This is a genomic window from Sphingorhabdus sp. SMR4y (assembly GCF_002218195.1).
GTDB lineage: Bacteria > Pseudomonadota > Alphaproteobacteria > Sphingomonadales > Sphingomonadaceae > Parasphingorhabdus.
The window spans coordinates 1,687,608-1,710,555 of sequence record NZ_CP022336.1 but is presented as its reverse complement, the minus strand read 5'-3'; the positions used below and the strand labels follow the sequence as shown (position 1 = coordinate 1,710,555).

At 58.4% G+C, this 22,948-nt stretch carries 27 protein-coding genes and 1 tRNA gene; 15 read left to right on the top strand and 13 right to left on the bottom strand.

Annotated features, from left to right (window positions below; genetic code table 11):
- The first annotated feature begins 33 nt into the window (after positions 1-33).
- From SPHFLASMR4Y_RS08095 to SPHFLASMR4Y_RS08085, 3 genes are read left to right on the top strand one after another with little or no spacing between them, the layout of a single operon-like run.
- Entirely contained in the window at positions 34-717 is a 684-nt protein-coding gene (locus tag SPHFLASMR4Y_RS08095; protein WP_089133077.1) for a Fe2+-dependent dioxygenase, read from the top strand.
- Positions 714-1,304, top strand: a complete 591-nt coding sequence (locus SPHFLASMR4Y_RS08090) for a ferric reductase-like transmembrane domain-containing protein (RefSeq protein WP_089133076.1) — start codon at positions 714-716, stop codon at positions 1,302-1,304. The genes SPHFLASMR4Y_RS08095 and SPHFLASMR4Y_RS08090 overlap by 4 nt, the downstream gene beginning before the upstream one ends.
- Positions 1,301-1,627, top strand: a complete 327-nt coding sequence (locus SPHFLASMR4Y_RS08085) for a PepSY domain-containing protein (protein ID WP_186266087.1) — start codon at positions 1,301-1,303, stop codon at positions 1,625-1,627. Before SPHFLASMR4Y_RS08090 ends, SPHFLASMR4Y_RS08085 begins: the two co-directional genes overlap by 4 nt.
- 42 nt (positions 1,628-1,669) lie before the next feature.
- On the opposite strand, the gene SPHFLASMR4Y_RS08080 is transcribed toward SPHFLASMR4Y_RS08085, so the two are convergent.
- Positions 1,670-2,452 carry a pyrroline-5-carboxylate reductase family protein gene (locus SPHFLASMR4Y_RS08080; protein WP_260807127.1) on the bottom strand — a complete coding sequence of 261 codons (783 nt, stop codon included), beginning with the start codon at positions 2,450-2,452 and terminating at the stop codon, positions 1,670-1,672.
- Between the two features lie 183 nt (positions 2,453-2,635).
- Between SPHFLASMR4Y_RS08080 and proB the strand changes: the two genes are divergently transcribed.
- Positions 2,636-3,802, top strand: coding sequence for a glutamate 5-kinase (gene proB / locus SPHFLASMR4Y_RS08075; protein WP_089133073.1), 1,167 nt, complete (start codon positions 2,636-2,638; stop codon positions 3,800-3,802).
- Here the strand turns inward: proB and SPHFLASMR4Y_RS08070 are convergent.
- Together SPHFLASMR4Y_RS08070 and SPHFLASMR4Y_RS08065 are read right to left on the bottom strand one after the other, a co-directional pair.
- A complete protein-coding gene (locus tag SPHFLASMR4Y_RS08070; RefSeq protein WP_089133072.1) occupies positions 3,799-4,263 on the bottom strand; it encodes a MarR family winged helix-turn-helix transcriptional regulator in 465 nt (154 codons plus the stop codon). The two genes, proB and SPHFLASMR4Y_RS08070, sit on opposite strands and share 4 nt — an antisense overlap.
- A 76-nt stretch (positions 4,264-4,339) precedes the next feature.
- A complete protein-coding gene (locus SPHFLASMR4Y_RS08065; RefSeq protein WP_089133071.1) occupies positions 4,340-4,765 on the bottom strand; it encodes an RrF2 family transcriptional regulator in 426 nt (141 codons plus the stop codon).
- A gap of 83 nt (positions 4,766-4,848) precedes the next feature.
- On the opposite strand from SPHFLASMR4Y_RS08065, the gene SPHFLASMR4Y_RS08060 reads away from it, so the two are divergent.
- The 3 genes from SPHFLASMR4Y_RS08060 to SPHFLASMR4Y_RS08050 are packed head-to-tail and all read left to right on the top strand — an operon-like array spanning position 4,849 to position 6,052.
- Positions 4,849-5,313: a group III truncated hemoglobin gene (locus SPHFLASMR4Y_RS08060; protein WP_089133070.1), complete on the top strand. Its 465-nt coding sequence runs from the start codon at positions 4,849-4,851 to the stop codon at positions 5,311-5,313.
- Complete coding sequence (locus SPHFLASMR4Y_RS08055) at positions 5,307-5,750, top strand: hypothetical protein (RefSeq protein WP_089133069.1); 444 nt, start codon at positions 5,307-5,309, stop codon at positions 5,748-5,750. The genes SPHFLASMR4Y_RS08060 and SPHFLASMR4Y_RS08055 overlap by 7 nt, the downstream gene beginning before the upstream one ends.
- Complete coding sequence (locus tag SPHFLASMR4Y_RS08050; RefSeq protein ID WP_089133068.1) at positions 5,750-6,052, top strand: DUF1971 domain-containing protein; 303 nt, start codon at positions 5,750-5,752, stop codon at positions 6,050-6,052. Before SPHFLASMR4Y_RS08055 ends, SPHFLASMR4Y_RS08050 begins: the two co-directional genes overlap by 1 nt.
- A 3-nt stretch (positions 6,053-6,055) precedes the next feature.
- Here SPHFLASMR4Y_RS08050 and SPHFLASMR4Y_RS08045 read toward each other — a convergent pair whose 3' ends face one another.
- The 4 genes from SPHFLASMR4Y_RS08045 to SPHFLASMR4Y_RS08030 form a co-directional block, all read right to left on the bottom strand.
- Positions 6,056-6,808 (bottom strand): siderophore-interacting protein, encoded by a 753-nt coding sequence (locus SPHFLASMR4Y_RS08045; RefSeq protein ID WP_089133067.1) that lies wholly within the window; start codon positions 6,806-6,808, stop codon positions 6,056-6,058.
- A 103-nt stretch (positions 6,809-6,911) separates the two neighbouring features.
- On the bottom strand, positions 6,912-10,148 hold the full coding sequence (locus SPHFLASMR4Y_RS08040; protein ID WP_089133066.1) for an efflux RND transporter permease subunit: 3,237 nt from the start codon (positions 10,146-10,148) through the stop codon (positions 6,912-6,914).
- Positions 10,145-11,524, bottom strand: coding sequence for an efflux RND transporter periplasmic adaptor subunit (locus SPHFLASMR4Y_RS08035; RefSeq protein ID WP_089133065.1), 1,380 nt, complete (start codon positions 11,522-11,524; stop codon positions 10,145-10,147). Before SPHFLASMR4Y_RS08035 ends, SPHFLASMR4Y_RS08040 begins: the two co-directional genes overlap by 4 nt.
- Positions 11,525-12,967: an efflux transporter outer membrane subunit gene (locus SPHFLASMR4Y_RS08030; RefSeq protein WP_186266086.1), complete on the bottom strand. Its 1,443-nt coding sequence runs from the start codon at positions 12,965-12,967 to the stop codon at positions 11,525-11,527. It abuts the gene before it with no gap.
- A 179-nt stretch (positions 12,968-13,146) separates the two neighbouring features.
- Here SPHFLASMR4Y_RS08030 and SPHFLASMR4Y_RS08025 point away from each other — a divergent pair, with 179 nt between their 5' ends.
- Positions 13,147-13,788 carry a TetR/AcrR family transcriptional regulator gene (locus tag SPHFLASMR4Y_RS08025; protein WP_186266085.1) on the top strand — a complete coding sequence of 214 codons (642 nt, stop codon included), beginning with the start codon at positions 13,147-13,149 and terminating at the stop codon, positions 13,786-13,788.
- A 14-nt stretch (positions 13,789-13,802) separates the two neighbouring features.
- On the opposite strand, the gene SPHFLASMR4Y_RS08020 is transcribed toward SPHFLASMR4Y_RS08025, so the two are convergent.
- Both SPHFLASMR4Y_RS08020 and ccmA read right to left on the bottom strand, forming a co-directional pair.
- Positions 13,803-14,450, bottom strand: a complete 648-nt coding sequence (locus SPHFLASMR4Y_RS08020) for a heme exporter protein CcmB (RefSeq protein ID WP_089134775.1) — start codon at positions 14,448-14,450, stop codon at positions 13,803-13,805.
- Entirely contained in the window at positions 14,450-15,076 is a 627-nt protein-coding gene (gene ccmA / locus SPHFLASMR4Y_RS08015) for a heme ABC exporter ATP-binding protein CcmA (RefSeq protein WP_089133062.1), read from the bottom strand. Before ccmA ends, SPHFLASMR4Y_RS08020 begins: the two co-directional genes overlap by 1 nt.
- Here ccmA and SPHFLASMR4Y_RS08010 point away from each other — a divergent pair.
- Positions 15,058-15,426, top strand: coding sequence for a 4a-hydroxytetrahydrobiopterin dehydratase (locus SPHFLASMR4Y_RS08010; RefSeq protein ID WP_260807126.1), 369 nt, complete (start codon positions 15,058-15,060; stop codon positions 15,424-15,426). The genes ccmA and SPHFLASMR4Y_RS08010 overlap by 19 nt on opposite strands.
- 3 nt (positions 15,427-15,429) lie before the next feature.
- Here SPHFLASMR4Y_RS08010 and SPHFLASMR4Y_RS08005 read toward each other — a convergent pair whose 3' ends face one another.
- Complete coding sequence (locus tag SPHFLASMR4Y_RS08005; RefSeq protein WP_089133060.1) at positions 15,430-16,263, bottom strand: SDR family oxidoreductase; 834 nt, start codon at positions 16,261-16,263, stop codon at positions 15,430-15,432.
- Between the two features lie 109 nt (positions 16,264-16,372).
- Between SPHFLASMR4Y_RS08005 and SPHFLASMR4Y_RS08000 the strand changes: the two genes are divergently transcribed.
- The 4 genes from SPHFLASMR4Y_RS08000 to SPHFLASMR4Y_RS07985 are packed head-to-tail and all read left to right on the top strand — an operon-like array spanning position 16,373 to position 19,996.
- Positions 16,373-17,146 carry an ABC transporter ATP-binding protein gene (locus tag SPHFLASMR4Y_RS08000; RefSeq protein WP_089133059.1) on the top strand — a complete coding sequence of 258 codons (774 nt, stop codon included), beginning with the start codon at positions 16,373-16,375 and terminating at the stop codon, positions 17,144-17,146.
- Entirely contained in the window at positions 17,143-18,678 is a 1,536-nt protein-coding gene (locus tag SPHFLASMR4Y_RS07995) for an ABC transporter permease/substrate-binding protein (protein WP_260807125.1), read from the top strand. The genes SPHFLASMR4Y_RS08000 and SPHFLASMR4Y_RS07995 overlap by 4 nt, the downstream gene beginning before the upstream one ends.
- A complete protein-coding gene (locus SPHFLASMR4Y_RS07990) occupies positions 18,675-19,205 on the top strand; it encodes a hypothetical protein (protein WP_260807124.1) in 531 nt (176 codons plus the stop codon). The genes SPHFLASMR4Y_RS07995 and SPHFLASMR4Y_RS07990 overlap by 4 nt, the downstream gene beginning before the upstream one ends.
- Positions 19,206-19,219: 14 nt before the next feature.
- Positions 19,220-19,996 (top strand): SDR family NAD(P)-dependent oxidoreductase, encoded by a 777-nt coding sequence (locus SPHFLASMR4Y_RS07985; RefSeq protein WP_089133058.1) that lies wholly within the window; start codon positions 19,220-19,222, stop codon positions 19,994-19,996.
- A 94-nt stretch (positions 19,997-20,090) separates the two neighbouring features.
- On the opposite strand, the gene SPHFLASMR4Y_RS07980 is transcribed toward SPHFLASMR4Y_RS07985, so the two are convergent.
- Positions 20,091-20,708: a DNA-3-methyladenine glycosylase family protein gene (locus tag SPHFLASMR4Y_RS07980; protein ID WP_089133057.1), complete on the bottom strand. Its 618-nt coding sequence runs from the start codon at positions 20,706-20,708 to the stop codon at positions 20,091-20,093.
- A gap of 92 nt (positions 20,709-20,800) precedes the next feature.
- On the opposite strand from SPHFLASMR4Y_RS07980, the gene SPHFLASMR4Y_RS07975 reads away from it, so the two are divergent.
- Positions 20,801-21,118 (top strand): 2Fe-2S iron-sulfur cluster-binding protein, encoded by a 318-nt coding sequence (locus tag SPHFLASMR4Y_RS07975; RefSeq protein ID WP_089133056.1) that lies wholly within the window; start codon positions 20,801-20,803, stop codon positions 21,116-21,118.
- Between the two features lie 67 nt (positions 21,119-21,185).
- On the opposite strand, the gene SPHFLASMR4Y_RS07970 is transcribed toward SPHFLASMR4Y_RS07975, so the two are convergent.
- The gene (locus SPHFLASMR4Y_RS07970) at positions 21,186-21,929 is read right to left on the bottom strand and encodes a hypothetical protein (RefSeq protein ID WP_145955487.1); all 744 of its coding nucleotides are present in this window, start codon (positions 21,927-21,929) and stop codon (positions 21,186-21,188) included.
- Positions 21,930-21,931: 2 nt separating this feature from the next.
- Positions 21,932-22,678 (bottom strand): 23S rRNA (guanosine(2251)-2'-O)-methyltransferase RlmB, encoded by a 747-nt coding sequence (gene rlmB, locus SPHFLASMR4Y_RS07965; RefSeq protein ID WP_089133054.1) that lies wholly within the window; start codon positions 22,676-22,678, stop codon positions 21,932-21,934.
- Between the two features lie 134 nt (positions 22,679-22,812).
- Between rlmB and SPHFLASMR4Y_RS07960 the strand changes: the two genes are divergently transcribed.
- Positions 22,813-22,898: transfer RNA gene (locus SPHFLASMR4Y_RS07960), tRNA-Tyr, on the top strand.
- The last annotated feature ends 50 nt before the right edge of the window (positions 22,899-22,948 follow it).

The following is a 22,948-nucleotide window of genomic DNA, read 5'->3' as shown; positions in this document are numbered from 1 at the left end:
GCCCCTTCTTCAATCCAACAAACGGCTGACCCAATGCTCGCAATCATCGAAAATATTCTGGACGAAGAACAGGTCCGGGATTTCCGACAGAAGCTGGAGTCCGCGGAATGGGCAGACGGTGCCGATTCAGCCGGTACGCGCTCGGTCAAGGTGAAGCAGAATCTGCAACTGCCTCGCCAGAACGCGTTGTCGGTCGAGCTGGGCAATCTGATCTTGCGCAGGCTTGGCAACGACCCCCTGTTCATCTCCGCCTCTCTGGCCGAGAAAATCTGGCCTCCCATTTTCAATCTCTATCAGGACGGCGGTCATTACGGCACGCATAGTGATGCCGCTCTGATGCGGCTTCCCGAAGCCAATATGACCATCCGCAGTGATCTTTCGGCCACGATATTCCTGTCGGATCCGGACGAATATGATGGCGGCGAACTGGTGATAGAACAGCAATATGGCGCGCAGCCGGTCAAGCTGGCGGCCGGAGACATGGTGCTATATCCCTCGTCCAGCCTGCATCAGGTCACCCCGGTCACGCGCGGCAAGCGGATTTGTGCGATCACCTGGATGCAGAGCGCGGTGGCCGATGCTTCGGCGCGGGAGCTGCTGTTCGACCTCGACCAGTCGATCCAGTCGCTGACGCCCGACCGGCCCCATGACGATCCGGAAATCGATCGGCTGATCCATGTCTATCATAATCTGCTGCGGCGCTGGGCAACGGTATGAAGGGCTATCTGACAAAGGGACTGTTCTGGCTGCTCCTTTCGCTCCCCGGCTTGTTGATGTTCCGCTCCTTCTTGCAAGGCGACGCTCTGGCGATGGACATGCTCCATCCCAGCGGTGAAATGTCGGTTCGACTGATGATCCTCGCCATGCTGCCAGGGCCGCTTTCCGAATTTTTCGGTCTCAACCGCTTCTTCCGCGGATGGATGAAAATCCGGCGCAATCTTGGTGTGGCGGCCTTCGGCTATGCCATGCTCCATCTGCTATTCTACATATTCGATATGAACAGCCTTGCTGCGATGCTCGAAGAATTCGGCATTCCGGGAATCTGGACCGGCTGGCTGTCGCTGGTGCTGATGCTGCTCCCGGCGCTGATCAGTTTCGACGTGGCCATGCGCCGGCTGGGCCGGAACTGGAAAAATATCCAGCGGCTGGTCTATCCCGCGCTGATCATCGGGCTGGTCCACTGGATTTTGCTGGATTGGGCCTGGCAGCCAGCAATGGTTCATCTCGCACCGCTCATAATCGCATGGATTTTACGCTATATCGGCCGCACACGGCGACACCGCAGGCAACGGAGTATGACATGAGAAAAATTTCCCGTAAATATACGGCTGTAGCCGCCGTTCTTGCCACCATGATGCTGGCGCAACCGGCCTATGCGGACGGCGATATCAAATGCGATGCCGGCCCGACCAAGGACTGGAAGTCGATCAAGAAACTGAAGAAAAAGGCCTGGATGGAAGGCTGGGAATTGCTCAAGACCCAGGTTGAAGGCGACTGCTATGAAGTCTATGCCCGCACCGAAAGCGGCCAGGCGATCGAAGCCTTTTTCCATCCCGTCACGCTCAAGAAGCTGGTCGTCTTCCGGCGCGGCACCGAAATTTACCGGGCTCCGGGCTTCAAGGGCTAGGCTGCAACAATCGCGAGCAGAGCGCTCGCCTTGCGCGATGTCCTATCGCAGCTCGACGGCGCGCTCATAGGCGGCCTGGAGCGTCCTGCCGATCAGCGCGGAAAATTCTTCCTCGCCATTCAGCGCATGGAGACCGGCCGCCGTGGTGCCGCCCTTGCTGGTGACATTTTTGCGCAAATCTTCAAGCGACAGGTCGGAGTCCAGCGCCAGCTCCAACGTGCCGCGGACGGTTCCCAGAACCAGATTCAGCGAATCCTGCTTGCTGAAGCCCAGTTTTTCAGCGGCTTCGACATAGGCGCGCAATATCTCGAACACATAGCCGGGCCCGCTTCCCGCCACTGCCGTCAGGCGATCCAGCATATCCTCGCTGTCGACCCAGACGATATCGCTCGAACACAGAGCCAGCCGCTCGATTTCGCTCGATGCCGTTTCCGGGACGGGGCCGTGCGCATATAGGCCGCTGACGCCCTTGCCGATGACAGCAGGCAGGTTCGGCATGATCCGGATCACCGACCGGCCCGGCGCATGTTCGGCCAGCTTTGCCGCTGCATATCCGGCCGCTATCGAACTGATAACGCCAGACGGCTTCAGCCGTGGCAGATAGTCCGGAAGCACATTATCGATCAGCTGCGGTTTCAGGGCGACGATGAGATAATCAAATAGTTGCTCGCCCAGATCCTCGACCGAACCGACCTGCGATACGCCTTCCGGGAGATCGGGCCTGGCCGGGTCTGCCACGGTAAATTCATGATCGGTGTTGGCGGCCCATGCCTTGAGCAGCGCACCGCCCATGTTTCCGCATCCGAGGAGCAATATTTTTGTCAATTCAATCTCTTGCTGTTAATGGTCAGGGGGTGTGCGATATGCTTAGTATTCAAAACAGATATGTCAACAAATGCTTATTTTATGCAGCTTTTGCGCAAAATTTAATATTTTGATCACTAAATTATTGCACTGGTATGGATCAATCCCTACCTCCATCGCTGAGTAATAAGGGCACCACGGTACATGATACAAGGCAAAACAATCGTTGTAAAAGTTGGCTCCAGTTTGCTTGCCAACGAACAGAGGCTCACGCCGCGTTGGGCTTTCATGCATAATCTGCTCGAAGATATCGCCCGGCTCCGGGAAGGCGGCGCGAAAGTCATCTTATGTTCGTCCGGATCCGTAGCGCTGGGCATGAACATGATCGGCGAGCGGCCGGAGACCGCCGGTTTGCGTGACAAGCAGGCCGCAGCGGCATGCGGCATGCCACTCCTGCTCAATGCCTATAAGCAGGTGGCTCACGAATATAGCTTTGAAATTGCCCAGGTTCTGGTGACATTGCGTGATCTGGAAGACCGCAAACGGTTCCTGAATACCAAGAATACGGTCGACCGGCTGCTGGATGCCAATATCATGCCGATCATCAACGAGAATGACACGATCACCACCGAAGAAATACGCGTGGGGGACAATGACCGCCTGTCTGCGAAAGTCGCGCAGATGCTGCAGGCCGACGAACTGATCATTCTGACGCAGGTTGACGGCCTGTACGACAAGGATCCTTCCGAACCCGATGCCCGCTTGGTGGAGGAAGTTGCTGATGTCTCGCCTTATCTTGCCGTGACCGAAGGCGTGAGCAGTCTTGGCAGCGGGGGCATGCTGACGAAGATCCAGGCCGCGCACATGGCGCAGAATGCCGGATGTGAAACGCGGATTGCCCACGGCGAATATGAACATCCTGTCACGTCGGTCTTGAATGATGAACGGCGGCACACACGAATCCACGCCAGCGAACGGCCGGAATCGGCCTGGGCCAACTGGTTGTCAGATCGTTTGCAGATGGCGGGCAGCATTGTTGTCAACGAGGCGACCGCGGAAGCGTTCAAATCCGGTCGGCGGAATATCGGCCGGGAAGATGTGCTGTCCATTCAGGGCCCCTATGTCAAAGGCGATGTTATTCATATATACGGAGAATCCGGCGACGAACTGGCCAGAGGCCTGACCAATTTCTCATCCGACGAAACCATGGCCCTGGCCCGCAACCCGGGTTTGTCCGCCATGCAGCTGCTGGGTTATAAAACGCTTGGTACGCTGATCACGGACAAGAATATGGTCGTTCTGGACGACCGCCATCTGACGTGGGACTTGCCGGCAGATGATGTCATGACCGAGGTCATACCACAGAGCTAGATTTCGCCGATCTCGAGAATGGGGGCAGATTCGATCTGGTTCGCGTCCATCATTACAGCAATACGCTGGACCGAGGAGATCAGCAGATTCTGTTCCCAGGGTTCGAGTTTCGACAGCGCCACCAGAAAATCTTCCTGCAGCAGCTCCGGCGCATTTTCGATGCAGGTGCGGCCTTTTTGGGTTAGTACGATTTCAACGGAGCGCCGGTCGTCTTCACTGCGTTCGCGAGTGACCATTCCGGATTTTTCCAGCCGGTCGACGATCGAAGTGACCGTGGCATGCGACAGGTGCACCGATTTTGCGATCACCGACGGCTTTGCCCGACCGTCTTTTTCCAGCGCCTTCAGCAGCAGCAGTTGCGGAGTCGTCTGGCCGGTTTCCCGTTCCAGTTTTTTGGACTGCAAGTCGATCGCCCGGTTAATCTGCCGCAAGGCGACCAAAAGTGCGTTTGAATTTGACATGCCGACACTGATACAGATTTTTCCGTCAATGGCCCAGACTATTGCATATTTCTTGGCAAGCGGGCGAATGGCCTGATCATTCCCAGACCGATATGAACTGCGCCTTGTCTCCGACCAGGTCGGCAAGCGTAAATCCGTCGAGATGGCGGAGAAAAGCCTCGACTCCGTCGGCGAGCACATGACGCAGACCGCAGACCGGCGTGACAATACAGCCGCCATCCGCGGCGTTAAAACATTCCACGAAGCCGCCCAGTTCCTCAAAAGTGCGGACCACATGGCCGACATTGATCTTGTCTGCTGGCTGGTTGAGCAACAATCCGCCGCTGCGGCCGCGCACGCTGTCGACAAATCCCTCTGCCGCCAGACGCTGGGCGACCTTCATCAGATGGTTTTTCGAAATCCCGTATTGCCGGGCGATTTCGGTGATCGAATGCTGACCCTTGTGCGCGGCAAGATACATCAGGGTGCGCAATGCATAGTCGGTTTGGACAGATAATCTCATAAAAGATGCATATCATATATTGCATTTAAATGCCAAGCGGCATAAATAGTGCATATCAAATGCATCTTAAGTGAGTCGAGACCATGACCGAGGTCAGCTATGCAGAACGCGCGAGAGCGAAGAAAATGGCGCAAGCCCATGCGCTGGGCATCAATGATGCGCTGATCTCCGAGCTGGTAGAGACATTCTATCGCGCCATCCGCAATGATGCTCTGCTTGGTCCGATTTTTGCCTCGCATATTGCCGACTGGCAGCCCCATCTGGCGAGAATGAAGGACTTCTGGGCGTCAGTCACTCTGGAGTCCGGCCGCTTCCGCGGCAATCCGATGCGCAAGCATATCGCGATCGATGGTCTGGACGCGGGACATTTCGACCGCTGGCTGCTGCTCTGGACCCGCACTGTCGATGACGTGGCACCGAATGATGCGGCGGCCCGGCTTTTCCGGGAAGCAGCCGAGCGGATTGCCGCAAGCCTGCTCACCGGCATCGCGGTTCAGCGCGGTGACCTCGACGCTATTCCCAAATCAGAGGAGCAGCAATCATGCTGATGGATTTTCAGGTTGAAGGCGGTCAGACGCTCGCCGCAGAAATCAATGCAGAAATGCAGGACGTGTCCCGGCGATACCGCGGCCCGGTGCACGAAAGCCGTACGTTTGAATTGCCAGCTGTGGTCTGGGTGATGATGTTCGGCTCTTATGCTGTCTTCTTCACCGCCTTGTTCATCGCCACCGGCCGGGACGCGGCCGCCGTATTCGCGCTGCTGATCAGCATTGCCTATACCATCATGTATTTTGCTGCGGCGGCTGTGTTGAACCATGTCAGTGCAAGCGAAAGACAGGCGCTGCCACCGGCTGTTTCTGCGAGCGGCATGGAAACGCAGACCGGCTGGATGGACAATATGGCCATATATGCCCAGATTTTGACCGTACCCATAGTGCTGGCCCTTTTTGGCTGTGCCTTTGCCGTCATCCGGGCGCTGGTCTGATGGCCAACAAGAATATTATCGCTCCTTATAGCGCATCGCCGATATTCGATGAAAACAGCCTGCCGGACAAGCTCCGCAACGCGCATAGCACGAAGGACGGGACATGGGGTCTGTTGCGGGTGCTGGAAGGCGAGGTCGAACTGGTCTTCATCGATCCGCCGTCCCGGCGGCACGTCACTATCAATGATCCCGCACCGATCCCGCCGCAGGCGCCACATCTTGTCAGGCTGACCGGCCCGATGAAAATGCAGGTCGAATTTTACCGGGACTATCCCTTGACCCGGGACAAGCCAGCCGAATGATGATCAGCCGCTGGCTTGCGTGTCGGCGCGCTTGATCTGCTTGTGGTCATCCTCGATCAGGCCGCGTTTCCAGTAGCTTGAAATATAGAGGCGGTCGGGACCGAAGCCCTGTTCGACGCGCAGATATTGCCGCAACAGCTTCATCGCCTCGAATTCGCACGCGACCCAGGCATAAGCCAGTCTGTCCACATCCGATAAACCACGCGCAGCGTCCGCGAGAAGTGTGGGATCGGCGCCCAGGTCGGCATCTATCAGCCAGTGGATATTCACGCCTGCCGGTTTGACCAGCGGTTGCCGGTCCTCTTTGTCCCGGACGAGGAGGATAGCATCCCCGGTTGCATCTTCCGGCAGAGCTTCCAGATTGACCGATATGGCAGGCAACGCCGTCATGTCGCCGACCAGCAGAAACGGCCCGGGTCCTTCAGGCAGCGGTTTGGCGTCGCCCGGCCCGCCCAGCTTGATCATATCGCCCGCTTGCGCGTTGATCGCCCAGCTTGTCGCGGGGCCGGAATCCTCGTCCGACCCATGTAGCGCAAAGTCGACCGATATGCTGTCCTCCGCCTGGCTGCGGATGGTATAGGTCCGCACCAGAGGGCGGTCACCCGCCGGACCGGGCAGCATCAGCTTGACATAGCCGCCGTTCCGATCGGCCGGAAAGCCGGCAATCCCTTCACCGCCCAGCGTCACCCGGTGCATATTGGGGGTCAGGCGCATGCTGGCCATCACAGTCAGAGTTCGTGGTTCGGGTCGGGCCATGATATTTCTCTTCGTCTCTTCTAATCGTCGTTTCTGTCCCGGGCAGCTTCGGTGGCTGTCCCGGTGCTATCGCCAGCATAAGCTGCATATCAGCCGGGGGCCATCAGGTTCCGACAGGATGGGCAAATAAGCGGTGCCAATATTGCTTGAACCGCCGCTTTCCAGAATATTCCAATATCGTCAGTGCCGGAATCAGCAATTGCAGGATGACCGCGCCAAACAATACGCCAAAGCCAAGGCTGGCCGACATCGGGATCAGGAACTGGGCTTGCACGCTGGTCTCGAAAGTGATCGGAGCAACCCCCAGAAAGGTCGTCAGCGACGTCAGCATGATCGGCCGGAATCTTGACTTGGCGCCGGCAAGAATGGCCTCTTCAATCGGCATGCCGTCGCGCAGATTCTCGTTGATGAAGTCAATCAGGATCAGCGAGCCGTTCACGATCACGCCGGACAAGGCGATCATTCCGAACATGCTGAGCACGCCCAGCGGCAGGCCGAGCAGAAGATGCCCGATCAGCGCACCGATGATGCCGAAAGGAATCACGGCCATGATTATCAGCGGCTGCATATAGGAGCGGAACGGTATCGCGAGCAGCGCATAGATCATCAGCAGGGCGGCGCCAAAAGCGATGCCGAGATCACCAAAGGAATCTTCTTGCTCCTGCTGTTCACCACCGAAGCTATACTGCAATTGCGGATAGTCGGCTTGCAGTTGCGGCATGATCTCGTTGGTCAGCGCCTTGGCAATTTCCTGGCTGGTGACGATATTGGTATCGATATCGGCGGTAACGGTCGTGATCCGCCGGCCATCGGTACGACGGATAACGGCAGGGGCCTGACCAAAAGATACCTCGGCCAGGGTGGCGAGCGGGACTTCTCCGCCCGGCACGCGGACCCGGAACCGTTCGACGTCTACGATCGAATTGCGTTCCTCTTCGGGCAGGCGGATATAGACACGCATATCTTCATCCCCGCGCTGGACGCGTAGCGCTTCACTGCCAAAAAAAGCCGCCCGTACCTGCAGCGCGACATCCTGCAAGGTGACCCCGAGAGAGCGGGCCTCGGGTTTCAGCCGGAGCTGGATTTCCTTCAGGCCCTGATCCTGATCGCTCTCGATATCGAAAACACCGGCAAAGCGGTTCAGTCTGGCCATCAAGTCCGACGCAGCGGCTTCCACCACCGCAGGATCAGGGTCGGACAGTTGCACGTCGACCGGAGCGCCAATGGACAGAAGGTCCGAGGCAAAGACCAATGAGCGGGCTTCGACAATCGGCCCGACATTCTCGCGCCATGCATTTTCAAAATCCCGCGAGGCGAGTTCGCGCTGGTCGCCGGGAATGAAGCTGAACTGCACGCTGGCAATATTGGCCGAAAAGCCGTTACTGGGCAGATTGGGTCCGTTGGTGCGCGGTTCCTGTCCGACAAGCGTGAATATGCCCCGTAACGCTGATGGTTCATCGGCATCCTGCCCGGCGTCGAACTTCGCATAGGTCTCGCGGCCCTTTTGCTCGATCAGGCGGGCGATTTTCTCGGTTTCCGCAATCGTTGTGCCGGCCGGCATTTCCAGATTGGCCGTAACGACATCGGCCTCGATGGCGGGGAAAAAGGAGTTTTTGATAATGCCCGCCGGGATCAGGGATGCGATAAGGATGAGCAGCGCAACGTTAGCGGCCAATATGACGAACGGCATGCGAATGGCGTAGCGCACGGCCCGATCAAGCGGTCCGTCGACGAACCGCTGATATTGCACGTCGACCTTGGCCTGAACTCTTTCGAAAAAGCGGGTGACCGAATTGCGCGTCGGCGTTCCGGGAGCCGGCAAATGGCTGAGGTGACTGGGCAGGATCAGCAGGCTTTCAACCAGTGAGAGAAACAGGACGGCGACCACCACCAGAGGGACGTCGGCCAAAATCTTGCCCATGATACCACCAACCGCGAACAGCGGTGAAAAGGCAGCGACTGTTGTCAGCACTGCGAAGATTACCGGCACGGTGACCCGTCGTGCGCCGGTCACTGCCGCACCCATTCCGGTGCGCCCGGCTTCGCGTCGGGCATAGACGCTTTCGCCCACGACAATGGCATCGTCAACCACAAGGCCGAGAGCGAGAATGAAGCCGAACAGCGAGAACATGTTGATGCTCGACCCAGCCAGATCGAGGATGAAAATCGCCCCGACAAAGGTAATCCCGATTCCCAGCGCCGTCCAGCCTGCGAGGCGGATGTCGAGGAACAGGGTGAGGGCGATCAAAACCAGGAACAGGCCGATCGCTGCGTTTTTCAGCAACAGGCTGAGGCGATCGTTGAGCAATTCGCTGTCATCGCTCCAGATCGCGTAGGAAATACCCTCGGGCAGGGAATGTGCAAACTCCCCCTCCAGAAATTCCTTGGTGGCGCGCGACACGTCAAGCACGCGTTCGTCGCTGGTGCGGAAGACTTCGACAAATGCCACGGGCTTGCCATTGTACAGCGACACGAGATCCGTATCCTCGAACTCGTCCCGGATATTGGCAATCTCTCCGAGCCGGATCATCGCGCCATTCTCATTGCTGACCAGCACGATATCCTCGAAATTCTGCTGGTTGTAATTTTGCCCGATGGTTCGCACGCGCACTTCTTCGTTGTCGGTATCGATCGAGCCTGCCGGGCTGTCCAGACTGCTGGCGGCAACCGTGCGCGATACGTCGTTGAGCGACAGGCCAAAGGCTTGCAGCGTATCCTGTGGCACTTCGATCGAAACTTCGTAGTTGCGGATCGAACTGGTATCGACAAAGGAAATTTCGGGCAGGGCGGCGAGGGAATCTTCCAGCCGATAGGCGGTTTCCTTCAGGGCTTTTTCCGAAACATCTCCGAAAATTGCGATCCGGATCACGCTCTGCCTTGTGGTCAGTTCCCGAACACTGGGTTCTTCGGCCTCATCGGGGAAGGACTGGATCTGGTCTATTTCGGCTTTGATATCGTCCAGCGCCCGGTCAATATCGGTCCCCAGCTCCAGCTCGATCGATACGGTGCCGGTATTCTCCGCGGCATTGGATTTGATCTCTTTGACATTTTCGACTGCTTCGACCGCTTCTTCGATTTTCTGAACGATCGATTCCTCGACCTCGTCGGGCGTTGCGCCGGGATAGGCGACGCTGACCTGAATCGTGTCGAGGCTATTTTCCGCAAACACCTCCTGGACGATCGTCCGGTAAGAGGCGATGCCGGCGACAAACAGGAAAATCATCAGCAGATTGGCCGCGACACCATTGCGCGCCATGAAGGCGACAATGCCGCTTTGCTCCATTACTGCCTTGCTCGGTTGTTCCACCTGGGGGGAATCAAGGTCGGTTGTGCTGGTCATTTAACCGTTTTGGCTTTCGAATCGGAGGTGGCACCGGTCGAACCGTTTTTCGCGGACGTGGCCGCCGGGCGCGGCTCTGCGACCCGGACGCGCAGGCCCTCTGTTGCGATTTTCAGATTTCCGGTTACGGCCACTGGCTTGGTGCCGAGCCCTCTTGGGCTGACCAGCGCGGCCGTGTCGGTGCGCTGATAGATCTCGACCGTGACAATGCGCAGTCGCCCGTTTTCGACCAGCCACACCTTGTTGCCAGCGCGCAGCGCAGCCAGCGGCAGCACCGCATAGCTGTCCAGCGCCATGCCGGTAATTTCGGCATCGACAAAGCTGCCGACAAATAATGGCGGCGCGGAGGCTGCGGTTGCCGATTTCCCGGCGTTGGCAGCATCTGCCGCCGGCGAGCCGCCGCCGGTCGGGCGAGGTATGCGCAGGAACACGTCAATCGTGCGGGTCTGGGGATTGAGCACGCCGTTGACGCGATCGACATAGGCCGCCCAGCGATAACGGACACCGCCATAGTCGGAGAATATCGATGCTTGAATCCGGCTTCCTTTGCCAGCGTCAAACAGTTGAGGGATCAGCGCGGCTTCGCTTTCCGACAGCGGAATCACCGCTTCATAATCAGCCGTTCCAACCATCGAACCCAGGCTTTGTCCCGGCTGCACATAGCTGCCCAAGGCAATGTCTTCGGCCCGGACAATCCCGGAAAATGGCGCGCGAACCACGGTGCGTTCCAGCGCGGTCCGGGCATCGGCAAGATTGGCCTGGGCCCGCCGCAGACCCGCCTGCGCGGATTGCAGCTGTGGTTTCCGGGTGGCCAGACCGTTGGGGACTATAGGCTGTTTTGCTGCCGGTTCTCCGGGTGCCGCCTTTTGCGCCAAGGCATCGGGCGGGAGAATGCGTGCGGCATAATCGCTGCTGTCGACGCTCGCATAGGCACTGCTGCCGCTGCTGCCACGCTGCTGGAACCGGTCCAGTTCAGCCTTTGCCAAAGCGACTTCTTCCTTTGCCTGCAAGACGGACACGGATTGCGATGCCACATCGGCCTGCGCGGTTTGCACCGCGTTGCGATAATTGGCCGAATCTATCCGAAAGAGAACAGCACCCTGCTGAATGCGCTGGCCCTCCCGCAGATCAGGATTGACATAGACCAGCTTGCCCGCAACTTCTGCGGCCAGTGTCAGTTCTTCCCGCGCACGCACCGTGCCGGCGCCACTGACCATCAAATTGCCGGAACGGATTTCCAGCGTTTCAGCCTGCACCAAGGGGATCAGGTCCTCTGGCGGCTTCTCTTCGGGGTCGGAACGCAACATGATCAGGATCGCGGCAATCAATATTGCCCCGAGCAGGATCAGACCGCCGATGACGCGTTGCCTCTGCACTTAATTATCTCCTTGCGTATGGGAAGGATCAGCGATTGCATCTGATATTTGGATTGCCGGCGTATCCCAGCTGCCACCGAGGGCACGGTGAACGCCGAGCCGCGCGAGCGCAACGTCACGCGCGGCAGACGACAGGGATGATTCGACCTGATATTGCGCGCGCAAGGCGTCGAGATAGTCGATATAGCTGCCGACACCATTGGCAAACCGGCGCGACTGCAATGCTGTCGTCGCCTCCGCTTCGTCGAGCTGGGAAAACAGAAAGCGGTAGCGCTGGCGTTCTTCTTCATAGCGTTCGATCGCGGTTCGCACTTCCTGATAGGCGGTCAGCACGGTGCGTGCATAGACCGCTGTCTGCTGTGCATATTGGGCGTCTGCAATATCGATATTGGCCTTGATCCTGCCGCCCTGGAACAGCGGTGCGGTCAAACCGGCGCCTAGGCTGAGAACCCAGTTGTCCATGATCTCGAAGATACCCGACGGCTCGCCGGCCTGGGTCCCGGTGCCGGCAGACAGACTGAGCGATGGAAACCGTTCTGCGCGTCGCGCGCCCAGATTGAAGCGGGCGGATTCGAGCCGTTGGCTTTCGGCAAATACGTCCGGCCGCTGGGCCAGAAGATCGATCGGCAGGCCCGCCGGAACCGGTTCAAAAACCAGCTTGGGTGTCAGCGTATCGCCAAGCAGCGTCTGCATATTGTTTGCATATCGCCCGACCAGGACCGCGAGTTGCCCTTCGGTCGCTGCCAGCTGGGCTTCCCGCTGCGGCAAGCTGGCCTGTATGTTCCGGAAATCCTGCCGCACCTGATAGAGTTCGAAGGATGTTACCAGCCCGCGACCATAGCGGTCTTCTGTCTGTCCGACGCGGTCGGCGAGAACATCGATAATCTTGGTGGTCAGGGCAATCTGGTGCCGCGCATCGACGATATCAAAATAGCTGGTAATCGATTCCGCCAGCACCGCCAGCCGCACGGCGTGCAGATCGGCGGACGCTGCGATCGCGTCGGCCCGACCGGCACGGGCTCCATCGCGGATCTTGCCCCAGATATCGATTTCATAGGACAAGGCCAGGCTGGAGGAATAGGTTTCATTTTCCAGCCGCCCGCCGCCGGCAATCGCGCCAAAGCTGGTGCCTCCGGCCGGAGACTCGGAATAGCTGCCGTCGAGCCCGGCATTGAGTTGCGGGAACAGACCGCTCTTGGAAAGGCGTGCTTGCGCTTCGGCGGCGCGCAGTCTGGCTGATGCTTCTGCGAGATCAAGATTCTTGCTGAGCGCCTCTTCCAGCAGATTGTCCAGCACCGGATCTTCGAACGCCTTCCACCAGCCCGCAGGTTGATAGCGGCCGTCGGCGTCTCCCTGGTCAAAGGTCGCAGGGATGCCGGCGGCAATGTCGGGGGCCGTCGAATCGGGCGCAAGACTTGCGCAGCCGCTGACAGCGAATGCCATAGCAAGAAGCAAGAATCGGGAGTTCTTGTACTGTTTTGTCACATTTTTGTCCGCGGTTGAATCGGCTGGGTCTTTACCAAGCATCAATAATATGGCATCAGAGAAATTGAACGTCAACGTTTAAATTGAACGTGACCGTTCAATTTATGTCTGGTTGCAGGACGAGGAAGGGGAAAATCGTGGAAAACACGGATGTGGAAATTCTGAAGGAGCGGGCCGACCGGCCATCGAGTCAGCGCAAAATCGCCAAGATTCTTGCCGCTGCCCGTAGCGAATTTTTCACCGCCGGTTTTACCGGGGCGAGCATTGAAGCGATCGCCGCACGCGCGGAAGTCTCGAAAGTCACCATCTACAACTGGTTTAAAACCAAGGAGAATCTTTTTGCCGAAGTGGTGAAGGAACAATGTCGCGTAATGAGCGAGACTCTGGTCGACGAGAATTCGAAGACCAGAAGTCTCCGCGAAACTTTGCTGTTTACCGCAGAAAATATGCTGGACACCATGATGGTGGAAGAACGAATCCGCTTCGATCGCATATTGGCTGCAGAGGTGAACAGGGACCCCAAGGTCGGAAAATATTTCCTCGACAACGGCCCCCGGATGTTACTGAAAAATCTAATGAATCTATTGAAAAAGTCACAGGAAAGAGGGGAAATCCAGACGACCAATTTGACATGGTCTTCGGAAATGTTCGTCGGTCTGGTCTTGGGCAGGCTCGACTTTTTTATCCGCTATGGCGAGAATTTCAGGCTTACCACGCAGGAACGCCGCGAACGCGCGGAACGGGCGGTTGACGCCTGGATGCTGATCCACAAAAAATAGAGATTTCCGCCGCCTTATTCGCGAACTGCACGCAGCGCCGCTCCGGCGGCAAGAGGCGCGACCGCAACCAGCAACAGCGAAATTGCTGACAGAAACAGCAACGCACTGTTGCCGGGGGCAGAGAGGCTACCGGCGCCGAAAATCAGCAGCGGGATGGCCAGCGGAACAAGCAATAATCCGCCCAGCGCGCCGGCGCCCTTCATTCCGGCAGTCAGTGCCGCGATCATCACGGCCAGACCGGCAAGAGCCGGTGTCGCAATCGCAAGGCTCGCCAGCAACGTGCCAAGGGCAGGCCCCTCCAGTCCCATCAGCCCACTGGCCAAAAAGGCGGCGAGCAGCAGTGGCGGGCCGAATGCCAGCCAGTGCGATATCAGCCGCGCCGCCGCGATGGCTTCGTCGGACAGGCCCCGCACGATCATCTGGTCATAGATGCCATTATCCAGATCGGGCTGGATCAGTCGGTCGAGTGGCAGCAAGGTCGCAAGCAGCGCCGCTATCCACAAGATCCCCCCGCCGGTTTGCAGCAGCAGCGCCCGGTCCGGTCCAACCGCAAAGGGGAATAAAGTCGCAGCAGAAAGGTAAAATATGACCGGCAGCCAGGTCCCGCCGCTGGCGTAGCTCTGTCGCACATCGCGCCAGATGATGGTTGCGATGCCGTTCATCACGAACATGCCTCCAATTCTTCCAGGGGTTCGAGCTTCAGGCTGAAATCGAATGCGATCGGCAAGGGGATATGGCTGGCCGCTAGAATGATCCCGCCATTGTCGAGATGCTTTTGCAGCGCCTCTCCCAGTCGACTGACCGAATCCGTGTCGAGCCCATTGGCCGGTTCGTCGAGCAGCCACAGACTTGCGCCGGCCTGATAGGTGCGTGCCAGTCGCGCACGCTGTCGCTGGCCGGTCGAAAAATAGCGCACCGGCACTTCCGCAAGATGGCGCAGACCCGCTCGCTCCATGGCAGTTTCTGTGTCGGTTGCGCCTTTGCCATCCAGCTTTGCCCAGAAACCGAGGGCCTGATCCAGCGGCAGATATTCGTCGAGCGCCAGCCGGTCGTCGCACAGGGCTCTGGTCTCCGGCGCGCTATAGGATCCGGCTGATGGCTCGAGCAATCCGGCGAGCAAGCGCAACAGGCTTGATTTGCCGACACCATTGGGGCCGGTCAGCAATCCGGCCTGGCCCGGTTCCAGCGAAAAACGCAGGTCCCGGAACAATATTCGCCCTCCCCGCGCGCAGCTCACGGCATCGGCGACTAGCCGATCATTGCTTCCGGTTGACTGGGTCTTGCTCATCGCACAGACTTAAGACATGGATTGGCGCGAAAGCCAAGCAAGGAGCGATAAATATGGTGGCGCAATTGAATGACGCAGAGCGCAAGGCGGTTCTCGCCAGGCTTTCCGACTGGCAATATGATGCCGACAGGGACGCGATCAGCCGCTCGTTCAAATTTTCCGATTTCACCGAAGCCTTCGCCTTCATGACCCGTGTTGCCCTGCATGCGGAAAAGGCCGATCATCATCCCGAATGGTTCAATGTCTACAACCGTGTCGACATCGTGCTGACGACTCACGATGCGGGTGAAAACGGCGGCTTGTCTCAGCGCGACATCGACCTGGCACAGATCATCGAGCGCTGCGCCTAGACCCTATTTCTCTTCCGATCCGGCCAGTACATCGCCAAGATTGCTGGCCAGACTGACCGATTGTTTGCGCACCCGGCCCGGCATCCACCGCGCGGCGAAGGCCAGCTGTTTCGCCATTTTGTTGACCGGTGTATGAAGCTTGTCACCATGTACCGCGGCCCAGGCAGCCGGCCCGATAATGGAAACCGGGCTGACCATGACGCCTGCTTCTTGCAGCCGTTCCTTGCCGCTCTGGTTGGTGCCCTCGACGACATTGGAAATGATATTGGTGTCGATGAAGCCGGGCATCAGCGACCGTGATTTGATGCCATATTTGCGCAGTTCGATATCATGCGATTCAGCCAGCCCGCGCACGGCAAATTTGGTGGCGCTATAGACACTGAGATCGCCGACCCCGTAGATGCCGGCGGCCGATGCGGTGTAGAGAATGCAGCTGTCCGGCGTGTTTTTGAGAATGTCGAAGCAGGCACGCGTGCCGCTGATCACGCCGGTCAGGTTGATCGCGATCATCAGATCGATATCGGCATCTTCCATGTCCTGGATCGGACCGCCTTCGCCGATCCCGGCATTGTTGAACAGGACATTCATCCTGCCGCCGGTAACTGCCCCAAATTCGGCAACCGCCTGTTTCCATTGCGCCCGGTCGGTCACATCGAGCTTGTGGATCGAGCTTTGCCCCTCGGGGATCAGCGCGGCCGTTTCGGCCATACCTTTCTCGTTGATATCGGCGATCCCGATAAACCAGCCCTTCTCGGCGAAATAGCGGCCAACTTCACGGCCAAGTCCGGATGCACCTCCGGTAATGAAAATCGCTTTTTGCCCGTTTTGATAGCCCATGAATCCGCTCCCACATCGTTATTAACATTGATGTTCATTCGAGCCGTTTTTGCTGCCAAGGTCAAGTGAAGTTGGACATGCGCGGCAAAGCGCGTCACAATATATTCCGATGCCAGTCTCCGGTCCCTCCCTAAGTCTCCGAAACGTCAGCCGGCACTATGGCGCGCTTCGTGCTGTTGACGGGGTCTCGCTGGACATCGCGGCGGGTAGCATGGTGGCTCTGGTCGGCCTGTCCGGCTCCGGGAAATCGACCTTGCTGAAAATGATCAACCGTCTGGTCGATCCGGACAGCGGCACTATCCTTGTCGCAGATGAGCCGGTCGACTCGGTCGATCCCCATATCCTGCGCCGTCGCATCGGCTATGTGTTCCAGAATATTGGCCTGTTCCCGCATATGACGATCGCCCGCAATATCGCCATCGGGCTGGAACTGACTGGCGAGACAGAGGGCAGGGCCGATCGGGTCGCCGAACTGCTTGATTTGGTCGAACTGCCGCAGGACATGGCCGCGCGCATGCCGGATCAGTTGAGCGGCGGTCAGCAGCAGCGTGTGGGTGTCGCTCGTGCTCTGGCAACCCGGCCCGGACTGATGCTGATGGACGAACCTTTTGGCGCGCTCGACCCGGTGACCCGCGACAGTCTGACCGATCAATATAAGGCGCTGCACCAGCGGCTCGGTCTGACCACGATCATCGTCACCCATGATATGGCCGAAGCGCTTTATCTTGCCGACCGCATCCTCGTGATGGAGGGCGGCCAGATCAAGGCCGATGCCACCCCCGCCGAGCTCCTGTCCGGCAATGTCGGTGAAGAAGCCGAAGCGCTGGTCGCCATTCCCCGCGCGCAGGCCGCCCATCTGATCGCTTTGGGCAAGAAACCGTGACCGAGGTATGGCAACAGGCCCTGTTGCGAGTACCGGAATTGCTCGCAGCCCATGTGCAGATCAGCGTGTCCGCGCTGGCTCTGGCAATGCTCATCTGTCTGCCGTTGGCGATCTGGGCCGCACGTTCGCCGCGGGTGGCTGGGGTCGCGCTGGCTGTTGCCAGCCTGATTCAGACGATCCCCGGACTGGCCCTGCTCGCCCTCTTCTATCCGCTGCTTCTCGGCGTGTCGGCGCTGGTCGGCGACGGTATATCAGCATTCGGCTTTCTGCCGGCGCTGCTCGCGCTGACACTCTATGCTCTGCTACCGATCCTGCGCAATGCGGTGACCGGATTGACCGGTGTCGACCCGGCGGCAAAGCAGGCGGCAGATGGTCTCGGCATGACCAGCCGTCAGAAGTTATATCTTGTCGAGGCCCCACTGGCGGCGCCGACGATCATGGCCGGAATCCGCACCGCTGCCGTCTGGACCATTGGCGCGGCGACATTGTCCACCACCGTCGGCCAGCCCAGCCTTGGCGATCTGATCTTTGCCGGACTGCAGACGCAAAACTGGACGCTGGTGCTGGCAGGCTGTCTGTTTTCGGCGGCGCTCGCCATTTCGGTCGACCTGTTGCTCGGCCTGATCGAGCGCGGCATTCGCGAACGCCGGCGGATTTTGGCATGGGCCGGGATGGCGATGATTGCGGCGGGATTATTGGTCGCAACGCTGCCGCTGATGATCGCCCGTGTCAATATCGTGGTGATCGGGGCCAAGGGCTTTTCCGAACAATATATACTCGCGCGGCTGATCGGGTCGCGGCTGGAAGAATCGGGCTATACGGTTCGCTACCGCGACGGGCTGGGCTCGGCCGTGGTCTACCAGGCGCTCTCGCAGGGCGATGTCGATGTCTATGTCGACTATTCCGGAACGATCTGGACCAACCAGATGCAGCGCAGCGACAATCAGCCCAAATCGGCGATGCTTGAGACGATCGCGCAATGGACCAGCGCCAGTCACGGGGTCAAAATGCTCGGCGCGCTGGGATTTGAAAATACCTATGCCTTTGCCGTGCGGCCGGAAGACGCCCGGACAAAGGCGCTCCGCTCCCTCGACGATCTGGCGCGGGTATCGAGCGATTTCAATTTCGGCACCGATGTCGAATTTCTCGAGCGGCCCGAGTGGCAGATGGTGCGCGATGTTTATCCGATCCGCTTCAAGGATGCCCGCTCCTTCAGCCCCACTTTCATGTATCCGGCTCTGGCCAGCGGAGAAGTCGATGTGATCTCCGCCTTCTCGTCCGACGGCCGGATTGCCGCGAACGGGTTTGTCGTGTTGGACGATCCGAAGGGCGCAGTACCCTCTTATGAAGCAGTGCTGCTGCTGGCACCGGAGCGGGGCGAGGACGACAAATTTGTCGCCGCGCTAAAACCCCTGATCGGTGCAATCACGGTAGAAAATATGCGCGAGGCCAATTATATGGTCGATCGGAATGAAGACAAGAAAACACCCCGGCAGGCCGCTCGCTGGCTGGATGATGAATTGAGGGAATGAACGTGAAATCTGCTTTTGCATATCTGTTGAGAATGGCCGGTCTGGCCGTGTGTCTGGTCATGGCAAGCTTCTCGTACGCGGCGCATGCGGAGGTGACAGTCACATTCTATTCCCACGATTTCGGCAAGAATTTTCCACACGCTTTCTTTGTCGCGAAAGGGGAACTGTCCGATGGCAAGAAGGTCGATACCGGCTTCGGCTTTACCGCGATCAATGTCTCGCCGGGCATTTTGTTCGGCTCGGTCAAGGGCCATGTCAAGGCCCCCTCCGCCGACTATATCGCCAGCAGCAACCCGCATTTTACCGTCAAGGTCAGCGACAAGAAATATCGCGAACTGCTGGCTGTGGTGCAGAAATGGCAAGCCATTCCACAGAAAAGTTACAGCCTCAACAAACGCAATTGCGTGCATTTCATCAATGATGTGATCAAGACGCTCGATCTCAAGACCAATTTGAAAACGGCCAACTGGAAGAAGCCCAGGTCCTTCATGGAAGAAGTGATGAAGCTCAATCCTTTCCTCAAATAGACAAGGCGCGCACTATGACGGACGTTTGCATGATAATCGGGGCAGGCGCCGGTATTGGCGGTCACGTCGGCAAGCGTTTTGCGCGGGATGGCTATCATGTCGCATTGTGCCGCCGCAGCGACCAGGACGGACTCGACAGAATGGTCTCCGCAATAGAGGCCTCAGGGGGCAAGGCCTCCGGCCATTTGCTTAACGCGGTGGACGAAGGGGCGATCGAGCGGCTGATCGACGATGTCGAAGCCGATATCGGGCCGATCAATGTCGTGGTTTACAATCTCGGCGCGCAGATCGGCAACCGGACACTGGAGGATACACCGCTGAAGACCTTTGAACTGGGCTGGCGGATGGGTACGCTCGGTGTTTTCCGGGTAGCGCAGAAACTGTTTCCGAAAATGGTGGCCCGTGGTGGCGGCGCGCTGCTGGTGACATCGGCCACGTCCGCGATGCGCGGCAATGCCGGACAGCATAGCCATGCCGCAGCCATGGGCGGGCGGCGAATGCTCTGCCAGACGCTCAACGCCGAATTCGCGCCGCAGAACATTCACGTCGCGCATATCTTGATCGACAGCGCGGTCAACGCGCCGGATACGCTGGGCAAGCTGCTCGGACCGGAACGATTTGCCCGATTGCAGGAAGCCAAGGCCAACGGCAAGGACGAGATCATGGAGCCCTCGGCGATTGCCGACACCTATTTTCATATCGCTCACCAGCACCGCTCGGCCTGGACCTTCGAACTCGACATGCGTGCTTTCACCGATACCGCCTGGTGGAATCATCCGCTGGATCTCTGATACGGTGGACTGAAAACGCGCGGCAACGCGCTTCGTCATGCTGAACGTGTTTCAGCATCCATTTGGTTCCTAGCAATGACGGCGGCCGTTACCGCTACATCACCATCACATGATAATGGTGCCAGGTGAAAATCGCGACGGCGCCGCGATGCGGGGACCAGCTTTGCGCGATGTCTCGAACGTCCTTTTCCGAAGGGCGCTCCGGCAGGCCGAGAAAATCTCCGACGCCGACCTGTATCGCAAGATCACCCGCCGGCCAGATATCCGGGCGGCCCTGCGCGAACAGCAGATAGATTTCCGCTGACCATCGGCCAATGCCCCTTATTCTGGTGAGCAGCGCGATCGCCTCTTCATCATCCTGCGGCAAATTTCCGAGATCCACTCCACCGGAGAGAATGAGCTCCGCAAGGCTTCTGGCATAGCCCTGTTTCTGCCGCGAAAGCCCGCAGGCGCGCAGTTCGTCAAATTCCGTGGCAAGCAGCGCCTCGGGGGGACAGCCGTCGCCCAGCCGCGCCTCCAGCTTGTTCCAGACCGCCGCTGCCGATGCCACGCTAACCTGCTGTCCGACTATGGTGCGGAGCAAAGTTTCATAGCCTTCCGGCCGGATGCGCGGCTCGGGATAGCCGGACGTTTCAATGGCGGCCGCCAGCCGGGGTTCGACGGCAGCGGCATGGTCGAGACCCGCTTTGATTCCTTCTTTTGATAGGCCCATCGAATATCGGTCCTCGTTTCGGCCCTTGATTCTTTTTAAAGGTCGAGACATAGCGTGCGGGATTTTCAATGAACAGTCACTAAGGGGTAGCTATGCCAACGATTCATGTAACCGGCCGCGATGGCGAAGAAAAAGCAGTTTCCGTCGATGCCGGAACGAGCGTCATGGAAGCGATCCGCGACAACGGCTTCGATGAATTGCTGGCGTTGTGCGGCGGCTGCTGCTCCTGCGCGACCTGCCATGTCCATATCGACGCCGACTGGAAAGGCAAATTGCCGGAAATGAGCGAAGACGAAGATGACCTGCTGGAAAGCAGCGACCATCGCGACGAGTTTTCCCGTCTCAGCTGCCAGATCGAACTGTCCGATGAACTGGACGGATTGAAAGTCCGGATCGCCGAAGAAGACTGATGTCTTTCGGCAGATGATAAAAAAGGGGCTGCTGGATAGCAGCCCCTTTTTTTTGCCGGTCGGGAAACTAGTTCGTCAATTTGATGATCGCGCGCGGGCTGCCGTCCGCAACGCTCGTGGCGTCGACCTTCCAGCGCATCTTTTTCATCCTGCCTTCGAGGGTCAGACCGTCTTCGGTATTGTTGGACAGCACTGCACCGTCAGTGACGATGGTAAAGGTTCCGTCGATCGGCTGCGCCTTCGATTTGGCGTTTGCGCTGCCCATCGCCAATGGCCCCATGGTACTTGCCAGCCCGCCCGCGCCCGCCATGGCCGGTGTCAGCACTTCCAGTTCGCCATCGTCGCGCCGGATAATCTGGACGAAAGGGAATTGCATGATCGCACCCGGTATCGTCGGAAAAGCCAGCATCCGGTCGAATGTTCCGCTGACCGCATATTCGACCTCGAACAGATTATTGCCCATATATTCGACCTTGTTCCAGCCGTCATATTTGGCGAGTTTTTCCGCGAAAATTGTCAGGCCTTCATCATCACCGGGCACGGCGCCTCCGAAAATCGAGCGCATCGCGGCGTTTTTCTGATCATCGTCGCTGCTGTTGCTGTCAGTCTCCTCGTCATCCGCCGACGCGCTTTGCGAAGCCACAGCATCGCCTTTGCCTTCGGCCAGTTGCATCTGTCCGATATAGGTGAAGCTATAGGTGCCGTCATTCATCAGCCGCAATTGCGAATCGAATTTTCCCGGAACGAGCAGACAGCCGGCCAGCAGCATCGGCGCGATCAGGGCCAGCATCCCTTTGCAAAATTTCTCCACGGCTATTCCCCCTGTTTTCTGGTATACTCCGCATATAGGGCAATGGCAGCGGCATTGGAAACATTCAGGCTTTCCATCTTGCTGCTCATCGGCAGGCGGGCCAATGTATCGCAATGGGCTGCGACATTCTGTCGCAGGCCTTCGCCCTCCGCCCCCATGACCAACGCGATCTTGCCGGTGCCCATGGCCGGCTCGAGTTCGTCGACCGCATCGCCGTCGAGGCCGATTCGCCAGTAGCCGGCTTCGGCAATATCATCGAGCGCGCGGGACAGGTTGACTACGCGGATCCACGGCACGATTTCCAGCGCACCCGAGGCCGATTTCGCCACGACACCCGATTCGGGCGGCGCATGCCGGTCCTGGGTGATGATCGCAGCTGCATCGAAGGCCGCGGCGGAGCGCAATATCGCGCCGACATTATGCGGATCGGTCACCTGATCGAGCAGCAGCAGCGGCCGGTCGCTCTGCTGGTCGAGAATATCGCCGAGCCAGATATCGGGCAGGGGGTCGACATCGGCAACCATGCCCTGATGTGGCGCATCGCGCGGAATCACCCGCCCGAGATCGGCGACATCGCTGATGACAACCGCGATATCATCGGGAATCTCCAGCGTTGCCAAGGCCTCGCGCGTGATTGAGATTTTCTTGATCACCCGTCTCGGATTGTCGAGCGCGGCTTCCACTGCGTGCCGTCCCCAGAATTTGAGACCACCACCGGTTTTCTTAATAGATCTGTTCTTGCGTGCCATATTGGCTCTCTAGACGCTATGGCTGCTGCCGACAGCCTTTTTTTCTTCAAATTTCAATGAGGAGGCATTGACAGTTTGTCATCCCTTCGTCATTGAGCCGCTCTTGTCGCCGATGGCGGCCTTGGGTACCAAATGGACAGGTGGCCGAGTGGTTAAAGGCAGCAGACTGTAAATCTGCCCGCGTAAGCGTACATAGGTTCGAATCCTATCCTGTCCACCATCCCTTTCAGAAAACGCCACAACTCCGCTGCTTTGACAAAGTGGGTTTCC

Coding starts and splice junctions, on each gene's coding strand:
- SPHFLASMR4Y_RS08020 (WP_089134775.1), bottom strand. CDS start 14,450: ATGAACGGCATCGCAACCATCATCTGGCGCGATGTGCGACAGAGCTAC.
- SPHFLASMR4Y_RS08045 (WP_089133067.1), bottom strand. CDS start 6,808: ATGGCCCGACCCGAACCACGAACTCTGACTGTGATGGCCAGCATGCGC.
- rlmB (WP_089133054.1), bottom strand. CDS start 22,678: ATGGCACGCAAGAACAGATCTATTAAGAAAACCGGTGGTGGTCTCAAA.
- SPHFLASMR4Y_RS07990 (WP_260807124.1), top strand. CDS start 18,675: ATGAACGTGAAATCTGCTTTTGCATATCTGTTGAGAATGGCCGGTCTG.
- ccmA (WP_089133062.1), bottom strand. CDS start 15,076: ATGAGCAAGACCCAGTCAACCGGAAGCAATGATCGGCTAGTCGCCGAT.
- SPHFLASMR4Y_RS08000 (WP_089133059.1), top strand. CDS start 16,373: ATGCCAGTCTCCGGTCCCTCCCTAAGTCTCCGAAACGTCAGCCGGCAC.
- SPHFLASMR4Y_RS08095 (WP_089133077.1), top strand. CDS start 34: ATGCTCGCAATCATCGAAAATATTCTGGACGAAGAACAGGTCCGGGAT.
- SPHFLASMR4Y_RS08060 (WP_089133070.1), top strand. CDS start 4,849: ATGACCGAGGTCAGCTATGCAGAACGCGCGAGAGCGAAGAAAATGGCG.
- SPHFLASMR4Y_RS08055 (WP_089133069.1), top strand. CDS start 5,307: ATGCTGATGGATTTTCAGGTTGAAGGCGGTCAGACGCTCGCCGCAGAA.
- SPHFLASMR4Y_RS08050 (WP_089133068.1), top strand. CDS start 5,750: ATGGCCAACAAGAATATTATCGCTCCTTATAGCGCATCGCCGATATTC.
- SPHFLASMR4Y_RS08040 (WP_089133066.1), bottom strand. CDS start 10,148: ATGACCAGCACAACCGACCTTGATTCCCCCCAGGTGGAACAACCGAGC.
- SPHFLASMR4Y_RS07975 (WP_089133056.1), top strand. CDS start 20,801: ATGCCAACGATTCATGTAACCGGCCGCGATGGCGAAGAAAAAGCAGTT.
- SPHFLASMR4Y_RS08005 (WP_089133060.1), bottom strand. CDS start 16,263: ATGGGCTATCAAAACGGGCAAAAAGCGATTTTCATTACCGGAGGTGCA.
- proB (WP_089133073.1), top strand. CDS start 2,636: ATGATACAAGGCAAAACAATCGTTGTAAAAGTTGGCTCCAGTTTGCTT.
- SPHFLASMR4Y_RS08090 (WP_089133076.1), top strand. CDS start 714: ATGAAGGGCTATCTGACAAAGGGACTGTTCTGGCTGCTCCTTTCGCTC.
- SPHFLASMR4Y_RS07985 (WP_089133058.1), top strand. CDS start 19,220: ATGACGGACGTTTGCATGATAATCGGGGCAGGCGCCGGTATTGGCGGT.
- SPHFLASMR4Y_RS08030 (WP_186266086.1), bottom strand. CDS start 12,967: ATGGCATTCGCTGTCAGCGGCTGCGCAAGTCTTGCGCCCGATTCGACG.
- SPHFLASMR4Y_RS07980 (WP_089133057.1), bottom strand. CDS start 20,708: ATGGGCCTATCAAAAGAAGGAATCAAAGCGGGTCTCGACCATGCCGCT.
- SPHFLASMR4Y_RS08070 (WP_089133072.1), bottom strand. CDS start 4,263: ATGTCAAATTCAAACGCACTTTTGGTCGCCTTGCGGCAGATTAACCGG.
- SPHFLASMR4Y_RS08065 (WP_089133071.1), bottom strand. CDS start 4,765: ATGAGATTATCTGTCCAAACCGACTATGCATTGCGCACCCTGATGTAT.
- SPHFLASMR4Y_RS08085 (WP_186266087.1), top strand. CDS start 1,301: ATGAGAAAAATTTCCCGTAAATATACGGCTGTAGCCGCCGTTCTTGCC.